At 39.6% G+C, this 11822-nt stretch carries 11 protein-coding genes; 5 read left to right on the forward strand and 6 right to left on the reverse strand.

The features are described 5' to 3' along the window. Positions 1-128 precede the first annotated feature (128 nt). The 3 genes from ruvB to HLV59_RS04475 all read right to left on the reverse strand — a co-directional run bounded on the left by ruvB (position 129) and on the right by HLV59_RS04475 (position 3174). Entirely contained in the window at positions 129-1133 is a 1005-nt protein-coding gene (gene ruvB / locus HLV59_RS04465; RefSeq protein ID WP_002052424.1) for a Holliday junction branch migration DNA helicase RuvB, read from the reverse strand. Between the two features lie 7 nt (positions 1134-1140). After that, complete coding sequence (gene ruvA / locus HLV59_RS04470; RefSeq protein ID WP_032053016.1) at positions 1141-1740, reverse strand: Holliday junction branch migration protein RuvA; 600 nt, start codon at positions 1738-1740, stop codon at positions 1141-1143. Positions 1741-1833: 93 nt separating this feature from the next. Then, a complete protein-coding gene (locus tag HLV59_RS04475) occupies positions 1834-3174 on the reverse strand; it encodes a deoxyguanosinetriphosphate triphosphohydrolase (RefSeq protein ID WP_171429411.1) in 1341 nt (446 codons plus the stop codon). A gap of 309 nt (positions 3175-3483) precedes the next feature. Here HLV59_RS04475 and purL point away from each other — a divergent pair, with 309 nt between their 5' ends. From purL to HLV59_RS04490, 4 genes are all read left to right on the forward strand, one after another. Further along, the gene (gene purL / locus HLV59_RS04480; RefSeq protein ID WP_171429412.1) at positions 3484-7317 is read left to right on the forward strand and encodes a phosphoribosylformylglycinamidine synthase; all 3834 of its coding nucleotides are present in this window, start codon (positions 3484-3486) and stop codon (positions 7315-7317) included. Between the two features lie 82 nt (positions 7318-7399). Continuing rightward, a complete protein-coding gene (locus HLV59_RS04485) occupies positions 7400-8605 on the forward strand; it encodes a multidrug effflux MFS transporter (RefSeq protein ID WP_171429413.1) in 1206 nt (401 codons plus the stop codon). Between the two features lie 198 nt (positions 8606-8803). Beyond that, positions 8804-8929 carry a KGW motif small protein gene (locus HLV59_RS18765; protein ID WP_002118600.1) on the forward strand — a complete coding sequence of 42 codons (126 nt, stop codon included), beginning with the start codon at positions 8804-8806 and terminating at the stop codon, positions 8927-8929. Positions 8930-8996: 67 nt separating this feature from the next. After that, complete coding sequence (locus HLV59_RS04490; RefSeq protein ID WP_171429414.1) at positions 8997-9314, forward strand: NGG1p interacting factor NIF3; 318 nt, start codon at positions 8997-8999, stop codon at positions 9312-9314. Here HLV59_RS04490 and HLV59_RS04495 read toward each other — a convergent pair. Next, entirely contained in the window at positions 9311-10111 is an 801-nt protein-coding gene (locus HLV59_RS04495; RefSeq protein ID WP_171429415.1) for an enoyl-CoA hydratase-related protein, read from the reverse strand. The genes HLV59_RS04490 and HLV59_RS04495 overlap by 4 nt on opposite strands. A 109-nt stretch (positions 10112-10220) precedes the next feature. Between HLV59_RS04495 and HLV59_RS04500 the strand changes: the two genes are divergently transcribed. Further along, complete coding sequence (locus HLV59_RS04500) at positions 10221-10796, forward strand: nicotinate-nicotinamide nucleotide adenylyltransferase (RefSeq protein ID WP_081033830.1); 576 nt, start codon at positions 10221-10223, stop codon at positions 10794-10796. An 11-nt stretch (positions 10797-10807) separates the two neighbouring features. On the opposite strand, the gene HLV59_RS04505 is transcribed toward HLV59_RS04500, so the two are convergent. Further along, positions 10808-11170: a glyoxalase superfamily protein gene (locus tag HLV59_RS04505; protein WP_002118499.1), complete on the reverse strand. Its 363-nt coding sequence runs from the start codon at positions 11168-11170 to the stop codon at positions 10808-10810. A gap of 11 nt (positions 11171-11181) precedes the next feature. Further along, entirely contained in the window at positions 11182-11751 is a 570-nt protein-coding gene (locus HLV59_RS04510; RefSeq protein ID WP_171429416.1) for a CAP domain-containing protein, read from the reverse strand. Between the last annotated feature and the right edge of the window lie 71 nt (positions 11752-11822).

Below are 11822 nucleotides of genomic sequence, written 5' to 3' on the forward strand. Positions count from 1 at the left end.
AAAATCAATAAGGTATAAAGAAAGACTTAAAAGGTATAGAGTCGCTAATTTATTGATAAGATAATTATTATTTTTAATTAGATAGCTTGATTGAATTAAAAAAGGAAGAGAAAATTCTCTTCCTTTGGTTAGTTTTTAGGCTCAGGTGGTGTCATTCCAAACTGTAAATAAGATTGGTTGGTTGCGATGCGACCTCGTGCAGTACGCATGACATAACCTTGTTGAATTAAATAAGGTTCAATCACATCTTCAAGCGTACCGCTGTCTTCAGCCATAGCTGCTGCAAGGGCTTCAACTCCGGCAGGGCCACCATCAAAACGCTCTAGTAACATACTCAAATAACGTCGGTCTAGGGTATCTAAGCCAGCTTTATCGACATTGAGCATATCAAGCGCACGTTGTGCCATTTCATGAGTCACTTCGCCTGTACCTTTTACTTGTGCATAGTCACGAACACGTCGTAATAAACGGTTCGCGATACGAGGTGTTCCGCGTGATCGGCGTGCTACTTCTTCTGCACCTTCAACTGTAATAGGTACATCCATGAGGTTTGCAGAGCGTGACACGATGTGAGTTAAGTCTTCTACAGAGTAAAACTCAAGACGTTGAACAATACCGAAGCGGTCACGTAGTGGTGAGGTCAACAAGCCCGCACGTGTGGTCGCAGCAACGAGTGTAAAAGGGGGTAAATCGAGTTTAATTGAACGGGCAGCAGGGCCTTCACCAATCATGATATCGAGTTGGTAATCTTCCATTGCTGGATAGAGGATTTCTTCAATTACTGGTGAAAGACGATGAATCTCATCAATAAATAAAACATCGCCCTCTTCAAGATTGGTGAGCATTGCCGCTAAATCACCTGCACGCTCTAATACTGGCCCTGAAGTCGATTTAAGATTGCCACCCATTTCACGTGCAATAATATTAGCAAGTGTGGTTTTACCTAAGCCGGGCGGACCAAAAATCAGTGTGTGGTCGAGAGCTTCACCACGACCACGAGCCGCACCGATGAAAATTTCCATTTGCTCGCGTACGACTGGTTGCCCAATATAGTCGGCAAGAGAAGTCGGTCGAATAGCCCGATCAAAATGATCTTCAGGTTTTTCTGTTCCACTGATTAGACGGTCTTGCATAAGTGTTTTACTTCATCATGGATTTAAGAGCAGCACGAATAATATCGGCTGATTCTGTGTAATCGGCTTTAACCGCTGCAACAGCTTTTTGTGCTTCAAGTGGTTTATAACCTAAAGATTGCAACGCAGCTTCTGCTTCTGCGACAGGAGAGTTTGCAGCAAATTGAATTTGAGGCATGGTCGCTGCAGTTGAAGTGCCTTGAGCTAATGTTTTGAAACGGTCACGAAGTTCAATCATTAAACGTTCAGCCGTTTTTTTGCCTACACCTGGAACTTTGACCAAAGTATTCACATCATCATGTTCAATAGTGTGAACCAATAATTCAACGCTTAGCGTAGATAAAATGCCTAATGCCATTTTTGGACCGACACCATTTACTTTTAATAAGGTGCGGAAAATTGTTTTCTCTTGAGCATCACTAAAACCATAGAGCTGCTGCGCATCTTCACGGACAACCAAATGCGTCCATAGCGTAACTTTTTGGCCTTTTTGTAATTGGCAAAATGTTGAAAGTGGCGTATCAATTTCATAACCCACACCATTTACATTCAGTAAGACAGTAGGGGCTTCTAGGGCAAACACTTCGCCAATTAAACATCCGATCATAGCGTAATTTCACTTATTCATAACTGTAAATCTGGTCGTTCTAAAATGAATTGAAAACGACACTGGTTTTATTTCTTTCTATATCAAGCCAGCTTAAAACAAGCCAATTTTATTACCTTGCAACTCTTGCGCCAAGCTATAAGCCTGATGATCTGAGAACTTACTAATAATATCGAGTACCTGCATGATATTGCTGTAGTGATTATTGCTAAAGTTAGCACCGTATAGGTTAAGGATAGACATTAAACGTTGTTCTTTAAAGCTTAAAGATTTATGTGGCGTTGTGAGTGGTACAAATGCATCCAAAATCGTTTGTAAACTTTGATGCGCAATAATTTCTAAACCAGATTTTTGTGGGTGCTCAAAAATTTTGTCACGTGCCAGATTCTTGGCAGTTTCGATACCTTTTGCAATATCGGGTGAACAATATTGCAAAAGGTTGCCTTTAAGCTGACCTGTAATGATTTCATAATGATGTTTGGCAAAAGCCGTAGTCACTTCATCAACAAGACGTTTCATGACTCGACCACGTAATGCTGAGATTTTTTGTTGCCATGTACTAATTGGATGCGATAACTCTTCAGGTTGGCCATAGTCAGCAATAAGATTTAAGAAAATGGGTTCAACTTCTTGGTAAGTCAACATATTTAAGACAATGCCATCTTCTAAATCAATGAGGGCATAACAAATGTCATCAGCCGCTTCTAGCAAATAGGTGAGCGGATGGCGGCAATAATGATATTCACCGAGTTGAATCAGCCCAAGCTGTTCAGCGATCTGTTTTAAAATTTCTTTTTCAGATTGATAACAACCAAACTTTGCTCGTTGATGTGAAGGTCGATCACCCTGCGAAGCAATTGTTTTTGAAAGCCATGGATACTTTAAATAAGCGCCTAAAGTTGCATAAGTTAAACGCATACCTCCATCATCTGGATGATAATCAATGCGGCTTAATAAACGTAATCCTTGAGCATTACCTTCAAACTGGCGAACATCGGCTTCTTCTTCGGGACTTAGTTTTTTTAAAAAATCATCATGTGATGCATCATCGAACCATTCGCGAATCGCATATTCACCTGCGTGACCGAAAGGTGGGTTACCAATATCGTGTGCAAGGCAGGCTGCTTGAATAATTGCACCGACATCGGCAGGGGAAATCCAGACAGGTAATTCATTTTTAATTTTTTCTGCGGCAAGCATACCCATTGAGCGGCCAATGCAGGAAACTTCAAGGGAGTGTGTTAAGCGAGTGTGAATGCCATCGTGTTGTGCGAGTGGATGAACTTGCGTCTTACGGTTTAACTGACGAAAACTTTGAGAAAATATAATGCGGTCATAATCTTTATGGAATGGGCTACGAGCCAGTTCTGTACTACTTTTTTTGCTACCTAAACGAACTGCAGAAAGCAGCTCTAACCAACGCATTTGTTCCATTTATCATTATTCAAAACTATAAAGCTTGATCATGCCAAAAAAAACTTAAAAGCACTAGCTTGGTGCGACATAGTTTGTCTTAGTTCAGGTTTTATTATGTTATTGAATAAACATGAAACAATTTATTTTTACCTATAATGCTTAAAAAAATGATTTTGAACAAAAAACAAATCACTTCTTGCAGAATTAGGTTACAGAATACTGATTCTACATCTAGCTGATTTTAGCAAGACGCAGTAGAATATGCGCTCTCTCTAAAGTCACATTGCGGTAAGGTTCACAAGACCTGCCCGTGGAGCCAAAATCAACATGTTTATCGTGGCCGGTGCAGCAGCACATTCTTCTTTTAAGAAAGCTCAACTATTAACACGTTTATCGTCAATTAGTTCTGTTCAATCTTTTGACAGCCAATGGGTCTATTTGTTTGATCAAGCGCTCAACGAGCAGCAACATCAATCTGCTTTGCAATTATTAAATGACGGTGAGTCTTTTGAACTTCGTCAACCTGCAAGTGATGAGATTCAGATTTTAGTAACACCACGTGTGGGTACTATTTCACCTTGGTCTTCTAAAGCAACTGATATTTTCAAAAACTGTAATACACCAGTTCACCGCTTAGAACGCGGTCTTTTATTTACATTAAAAGGTGTTTCAGAAATTACTAATGAAGTTAAACAAGTACTTCATGACCGTATGACAGAAACAGTTTTTGCTCAAATTGATGATGCAAAAGCATTATTTTCAGAAACAGCTCCAAAACCATTAAATTCAATTGATATCTTGGGTCAAGGCAAAGAAGCTTTGGTTAAAGCGAACAATGAGTTTGGTTTTGCATTATCTGAACAAGAAATTGATTACTTAACTGAAGCATTCGGTAAGCTCGGTCGTAATCCAAATGATATCGAATTGATGATGTTTGCACAGGCGAACTCTGAACACTGTCGTCATAAAATCTTCGGTTCTGAATGGACAATTGATGGTGAAAAACAACCATTATCATTGTTCCAGATGATTAAAAATACTTATAAAGAATCACCAACTGATGTGTTATCAGCATATAAAGATAATGCTTCAGTAATTGTGGGTTATGACACGATGCGTTTTTATCCAAAAGCGGATGAAAACGGTCACTTTGTTTATAAATATAAGAGCCAAGCTGCTCATATTTTAATGAAGGTTGAAACTCACAACCACCCAACAGCAATCTCTCCATTTGCTGGTGCTGCAACAGGTTCAGGTGGTGAAATCCGTGATGAAGGTGCAACTGGTCGTGGTGGTAAACCAAAAGCTGGCTTAACAGGCTTTACAGTTTCTAACTTAAACATTCCTGGTTTTGAACAACCTTGGGAAGAAAACTACGGTAAACCTTCACGTATGGCATCGCCATTACAAATTATGATTGAAGGTCCATTAGGTGGCGCGGCATTTAATAATGAATTTGGCCGTCCTGCATTAAATGGTTATTTCCGTACTTTTGAACAGAATGTAAATGGTGAAGTGAAGGGCTTCCATAAGCCAATCATGATCGCTGGTGGTTACGGTAACATTCGCCCCGACCACGTAGAAAAAGATGCGATTCAACCAGGTGATTTACTCATTGTATTGGGTGGCCCTGCAATGTTAATCGGTCTTGGCGGTGGTGCAGCATCTTCTGTAGACAGCGGTACAATGGGTGAAAGCCTTGATTTCGCTTCTGTACAACGTGAAAATCCAGAAATGGAACGCCGTTGCCAAGAAGTAATTGATACTTGCTGGCGTTTAGAAGACTTTAACCCAATCGTTTCTGTACACGACGTTGGTGCGGGTGGTCTATCAAATGCTATGCCTGAACTTGTGAACGATCATGAGTTAGGTGCAGTTCTTAACCTTCGTAAGATTCCTTCATTAGAACCGGGCATGAGCCCAATGGAAATCTGGTCAAATGAAGCACAAGAGCGTTATGTTCTTGCAATTCGTCCAGAGTCTTTAGAACAGTTCGAATCAATCTGTGCTCGTGAACGTTGTCCGTTTGCCGTGTTAGGTGAAGCAACTGAAGCACGTCATCTAACTGTTGAAGATCCATTGTTCCAAAACAATGCAGTTGATATCCCAATGCAAGTGATGCTTGGTGGTACACCGCGTATGCAACGTTCTTACGAAACAATTGAGCGTAAAGGGAATGAATTTGACGCTTCAAAAGTTGATTTGAAAGATGCGATTTTCCGCGTATTGAAAAATCCAACAGTTGCATCTAAGTCATTCTTAATCACCATTGGTGACCGTTCAATTACTGGTATGGTTGCGCGTGACCAAATGGTTGGTCGTTGGCAGATTCCTGTCGCGGATGCAGCAGTGACGACTACAAGCTTACAAGACTTCACTGGTGAAGCAATGGCGATGGGTGAACGTCCACCAGTTGCATTGTTAAATCCAGCAGCATCTGCGCGTTTGGCAGTTGCTGAAGCAATTACCAATATTGCATGTGCAAACATTGAACAAATTAGCGATATCAAACTTTCTGCAAACTGGATGGCTGCTGCTGGTCAAAAAGGTGAAGACCAAGCATTGTTCGAAGGTGTGAAAGCGATTGGTATGGAAATGTGTCCAGCTTTAGGAATTGCGATTCCTGTAGGTAAAGACTCACTTTCAATGCGTACCACTTGGAATGACAACGGTGAAGATAAAGCTGTAACGTCTCCAATGACTGGTGTAATTACCGCATTTGCTCCAGTAGCTGATGTTCGTAAGACTTTAACACCTGAACTTAAGAATTTAGAAGATTCAGTACTTGTACGCATTGATTTATCTAAAGGTCAGTTCCGTTTAGGTGGTTCGATTCTTGCGCAAGTATATAAAGCGATCGGTTCCATCACTCCAGATGTTGATAGTTTTGATGATTTCAAAGCGTTCTTTGCTTTAATTCAAGATTGGAACAACCGTGGCTTGATTCAAGCTTACCATGACATTGGTGATGGTGGTTTACTCGCAACTGTTGCTGAAATGATGTTTGCTGCACGTTTAGGTGTTGCATTAGAAGACCAAACTCCAGCAAGTTTATTTGCTGAAGAAATTGGTGCAGTTCTTCAAATCAAAGCAACTGATTGGGACGCTTTACAAGCAGAAGTTGCTGCTTCTAGCTTAAAAGACGCAATTGCAGTAGTTGGTCGTGTAAACAACACAGATCAATTATCTGTAAACGGTTTGACTTTAGATCGTGCAGAATTGCAACAAGCTTGGTCTGAGGTATCTCATCAGATCCAACGTTTACGTGATAACGTAGAAACTGCTGACCAAGAATTCGCTTTAATTACTGATAAATCACATCAAGGTTTAATTGCTAAACCAACATTTGACTTGAATGAACCTATTGAAGCACCGTTCATTAACACACGTCGTCCTAATATGGCGATCTTGCGTGAGCAAGGTGTAAACGGTCATATTGAAATGGCAGCAGCCTTTGATAAGGTGGGTTTCAATACTGTTGACGTGCACATGAGTGATTTACTTGCTGGTCGCGTTAGTCTAAGTGATTTTGAAGGTCTAGTGACTTGTGGTGGTTTCTCTTACGGTGACGTCATGGGTGCTGGCGGTGGCTGGGCAAAATCAGTATTGTTCAATGCGAAATTACGTGATCAGTTTGAACAGTTCTTCCACCGTGAAGATACGTTCAGCTTAGGTATCTGTAATGGTTGCCAAATGTTGTCACAATTAGCACCACTTATTCCGGGTGCTGACCACTGGCCACGTTTCCATCGCAATATGTCAGAAGTTTTTGAAGCTCGTAGCGTAAACGTTCGTGTTGAAAAATCTGTTTCTGTATTGCTTAATGGAATGGAAGGTTCGATTTTACCGATCGCTGTAGCACACGGTGAAGGTCGTGCGGTTGCAAGTGAAGCTGATATTGCAAGCTTAAATGCAGCTAACCAAGTTGCTTTGCGTTATGTTGACAGCCACGGTAACCCGACTCAACATTACCCATTGAACCCAAATGGTTCGCCAGAAGCGATTACAGGTGTAACTTCTAAAGATGGTCGTGCAACGATTATGATGCCGCACCCAGAGCGTACTTTCCGTGCAATTCAACACTCTTGGAGTCCAGAAGAGTGGACTGAAGATGGTGCATGGTTACGTATGTTCCGTAACGCACGTAAGTTTATTGGTTAATATAAAGACTGAAATAAGCCACCGTCAGGTGGCTTATTTGTATGTTGTACAATTTAAATAGAATAAATAGTAGAGAAGAAGAATGAAATCAAAAATCCATTTCCGTGAATTTGCATTGCTCATGGCATTGCTCATGTCGATTGTTTCTTTTTCAATAGATGCCGTCCTACCTGCTTTGGGCGAAATCGGACGAGTTTTTGACTTAAAGAATAATAATCAGACGCAATGGGTCATCATTGGTATTTTCTCTGGCATGACAATTGGGCAACTCATTGCTGGACCTCTATCCGATGCGATTGGTCGTAAGCGTATTTTATTTGCTGGGATCATCATCTACTTTTTAGGAAGTTTGTTGTGTTTTACTACACAAAGTTTTGAGTGGTTTTTAGTTGGGCGCTTTATTCAAGGTATTGGTGTTTCAGGGCCCTATGTTGCTACTATTTCAATTGTTAGAGATAAATACAGCGGAGCTCAAATGGCTCGCATCATGTCTTTAATCATGATGGTGTTTATGGTTGCCCCAGCAATTGCACCAAGTTTGGGACAGCTCATTATCCATTTCTTTGGTTGGCGTGAGATCTTTGTTTTATATATGGTCTATGCCACAGTTGTGGGGGCATGGGTTGCTTTACGTTTGGAAGAGACGTTACTTCCCGAAAATCGTTTACCTATGCGCCTACAAGCATTTCAGGAAGGCTTTAAAGAAGTCGTAAGTAACAAAACCACCATGAGCTATTTGCTATGTGCAGGTTTCTGTTTTGGTGGATTCATTGGTTATTTGGGAACTTCTCAACAAATTTTTATGCAGCAGTTTGGTAAAACAGGGCAAGAGTTTAGCGCTTATTTTGCTGTGCTTGCAGGTGTAATGGGAGTCGCTTCATTTACAAATTCTAAAATTGTGATGAAGTTTGGTATGCGTCCAATTTGTATTTATGGTTTTCTAGGTTTGTGCTTAATTTCTTTGGCTTTCTTAGGAATTCAACTTTTAGGCGTGGCTGTTTCATTCTGGATGTTTATGCTTTATGCCTGCATTTTGTTCTTATTATTTGGAACTCTATTTGGTAATTTAAACGCGATTGCAATGGAACCGATGGGACATGTTGCTGGTATGGCTTCGGCTATTATTGGTGCAGCTTCGTCTGTTTTGTCGCTTATTCTTGCATCTATTATTGGGCAATTATATAACGGCACATTAATTCCAATGACTGGTGGCTTCGTCATTTTATGTGGTTTAGCATTTATGATGACAATATATGAGAACAGATATTTAAAGAAATCGACTGCTTAAAATTATAAAGATGCCGCTAGTATGCTGAATTTTAAAATTTTGTTAAGAATAAGAGCTATATAAATGAGTGTAGCTCTTTTAAGCAGTTTAGAAAAATTATAAGCCTATAGACATTTGGCTATTTAACATTTTATAGTTTGTTTAAAATTGGATCAATTTTTGCTTTCTCTGTAACAACGATAAAAATCGGAGATCAAAATGATGAAAAATAAGTATCACATAAGAACAATGTATACCAAAGATAAGGGCTGGCGCTTATTTGGCTTGGCGCTTGCCATTCAGATCCTCTTTATTGGAGCAAATTATTTGGTAATGATGAGCTGACTTTGATTTAGAAGCTTTTTTGACGGTATGATTTAAAGCAATTTCACTAGTTTTGAGTCATTCTACCATGTTAAAACTGATTTATTACGTGCCTGATTCACATCTTGAGTCGACTAAACAAGCTATTTTTTCTGCTGGTGCGGGCAGTATCGGTAATTATGAACACTGTGCATGGCAAGTGAAAGGAATAGGGCAATTTAAACCAGTCAAAGGCGCAGATCCTTATATTGGCGAGCTGGGTGAGCTTGAACAAGTGGATGAGTGGCGAGTTGAAACAATTGTAATTGAAGAAAATGCCAAGGCTGTAGCAAAAGCATTAAAGGCAAGCCATCCTTACGAAGAGCCTGCCTTTGAGTTTATTCAAATCATAGAAATTGATTTTTAATTAAACTGCGAGAAATCTGGCTTACGTTTCTGCATAAATGCCTGTACAGCCTCCAGCATTTCTGGTGATTGAACGCGTTGCATAAAGATTTCAGCTTCATGATCAATACATTCAATAATTTGATCTAAATCATGTTTCATCAATGCCTTTGTTTGCTTTAACGATGCAAGCGGTAAAGCTGCTAAATGTTGAGCGGTTGCCTGAGCGGTTGCATAAGCATCTTCAACGACTTCATTCACTAAACCTGCTTGTACTGCGGTTTCTGCATTAAATTTTTTCGCAGTAAATAAAAGTTCAGCTGCTTTGTGATAGCCGGCTTGTTTAACCAATAGTTGGCTTGCACCGCCTTCAGGAGAAAGACCAAGACTAACAAATGGAATTTGGAAAAGGGCAGTGTTGTCAGCAAAGACTAAATCTGCCTGTAATAAAATCGTAACGCCGATACCAATTGCTACACCATTTACTGCAACAATAAGCGGCTTTGATAATCTGGCAGCAGATTTAAGGAGTACAAAAGGAGGAACTTGACCTGCTGGGCCTGCATTAGGGTTTTGTACAAAACCCATAAAATCTTTCATGTCATTACCCGCGGTAAAGTCATGTTCGGCACCACGTAGAACGACTATTCGTACATCTTTATTTTGGTCAGCTTCATCAAGTGCTTTGGCAATCCATAAGTAAAGTTCGCCATACAGTGCATTTTTTGCTTCTGGACGATTTATGGCTAAGGTGAGTACGCCACCTTCTAAATTTGCGTGTAAATGTTGATGAGGTTGTTGAATACAGCTAAGTGTCATCGTACTATCCTTGCTTTAAACCACGTTGTTAATTTTTAGGTTCTCATTATGGCGCATATTTTTTGTAATGCGGTTAACTGGTGAGTTCATAAAAAGTGAAAATCTAATTATGTATAAATTTGACTATCTCGTTTTTATAGGGCGTTTTCAACCATTTCATTTGGCTCATATGCAGACAATTGAAATTGCCTTACAGCAAAGCCATTATGTGGTTTTGGCGCTAGGCTCTGCTCAAATGGAACGTAATATTAAAAATCCATTTCTTGCAATTGAACGAGAGCAAATGATTTTATCTAATTTCTCTCTCGAAGAGCAAAAGCGTATTAAATTTGTACATGTGGTTGATGTTTATAATGACGAAAAGTGGGTAAAACAAGTCAAATCTTTAGTGAATGGTGTAATTGAACCGAACTCAAAAGTTGGTCTGATTGGGCATTTTAAAGATGAGTCTTCATATTATTTGAGACTATTTCCAGAGTGGATTATGGTTGAGCTTGATAGTTTAAAAGACTCTATTTCGGCAACGCCAATGCGTGAAGCTTATTATCGTGGTGAAATTCAAACAGAATTTTTCCCTGTAGGAACTATTCGATTTTTGGATGAATTTAAAAAAACACGTACTTATCAACAGCTGCAACAACGTTTTGAAGAAGATGATCGTTCTAATCTCGATGATTTTGAATAAATCTATATCGATTAAGCATCTGCCCAAAAGATAATTCGGTTGGAAAAAGGATCGGTGATGCTGAGTTCAAGTGTTTCCCAATCTGTTTTTTCTACCTGAGGCTTAGAAAATTTATAGTCTTTTTTGCTTAGTTCACTATGCAACTCATAAATATGTTCCCAATAAATGCGGATTGCACTATGTGGACTTGCATCACCAAAATGCTCAGATAAATGAATCACGCAATCGTCTTTGGAAATCTGTAAATATAGCGGAAAGTTGTCTTCAAATTGGTGTTGCCAATCAAGCTGAAAACCCAAGAACTCAAGATAAAATGATTGAGCTAACTCAACATCAAAAATTCTTAAAATAGGGGTGATTGAACCTGATTGCATCTTTTTTCCTTTTAACGTGTACCAAATTGTTGAGTCCAATAGCTCTTTTGTTTTACAGATTGATCAGAAGCACAAGCAATTGCATAGGTTGTAAATCTGGGATTCATTAGATTACTACAATGTAAGGGGCTCGACAGCCATCTAGACATCACTTCATCTAATGTTTTCTGTCCACTCGCGACATTTTCACCATTGGCTTTACCAAGTGTATTATAAAGTTTCAACCGTGATTTTAAGTCTAGGCCAGTGGAGCCAACATGTCCGAGAAATTTGTGTTTTGCCATATCTTCACTATGAGACAGGGCACCTTTGTATAAATTATTGCTCCAACTGAGTGGTCTGGTTGCAGAAAAATATTGTCGACCACATTGGCGTGATTGCTGGCGAATCTGATTAATTATTTTAAGTACAGCTTGTTGATAGGCCGGATTTTGTAAATCTTGACAACTTATTTTTATAGGTGGAGTTTCAACTTGTGGTGTAGATGATGTCATTGAGGGCGGCATACTGGATGAACTAGCAGAGCATGCAGAAATAACAAGGCCACTAGACAGTAAATTACAAACTTTGAGCAGACCCATGTAAATACCTTAGCGTGAATTATTCTAATGTCTTTATCATACGCCAAAGTAAAGGAGTAAGTAATTTGTGC

The sequence above is a fragment of the Acinetobacter lactucae genome, assembly GCF_013122135.1.
Classification (GTDB): Bacteria; Pseudomonadota; Gammaproteobacteria; order Pseudomonadales; family Moraxellaceae; genus Acinetobacter; species Acinetobacter lactucae.

Coding starts and splice junctions, on each gene's coding strand:
- ruvB (WP_002052424.1), bottom strand. CDS start 1,133: ATGCAAGACCGTCTAATCAGTGGAACAGAAAAACCTGAAGATCATTTT.
- ruvA (WP_032053016.1), bottom strand. CDS start 1,740: ATGATCGGATGTTTAATTGGCGAAGTGTTTGCCCTAGAAGCCCCTACT.
- HLV59_RS04475 (WP_171429411.1), bottom strand. CDS start 3,174: ATGGAACAAATGCGTTGGTTAGAGCTGCTTTCTGCAGTTCGTTTAGGT.
- purL (WP_171429412.1), top strand. CDS start 3,484: ATGTTTATCGTGGCCGGTGCAGCAGCACATTCTTCTTTTAAGAAAGCT.
- HLV59_RS04485 (WP_171429413.1), top strand. CDS start 7,400: ATGAAATCAAAAATCCATTTCCGTGAATTTGCATTGCTCATGGCATTG.
- HLV59_RS18765 (WP_002118600.1), top strand. CDS start 8,804: ATGATGAAAAATAAGTATCACATAAGAACAATGTATACCAAAGATAAG.
- HLV59_RS04490 (WP_171429414.1), top strand. CDS start 8,997: ATGTTAAAACTGATTTATTACGTGCCTGATTCACATCTTGAGTCGACT.
- HLV59_RS04495 (WP_171429415.1), bottom strand. CDS start 10,111: ATGACACTTAGCTGTATTCAACAACCTCATCAACATTTACACGCAAAT.
- HLV59_RS04500 (WP_081033830.1), top strand. CDS start 10,221: ATGTATAAATTTGACTATCTCGTTTTTATAGGGCGTTTTCAACCATTT.
- HLV59_RS04505 (WP_002118499.1), bottom strand. CDS start 11,170: ATGCAATCAGGTTCAATCACCCCTATTTTAAGAATTTTTGATGTTGAG.
- HLV59_RS04510 (WP_171429416.1), bottom strand. CDS start 11,751: ATGGGTCTGCTCAAAGTTTGTAATTTACTGTCTAGTGGCCTTGTTATT.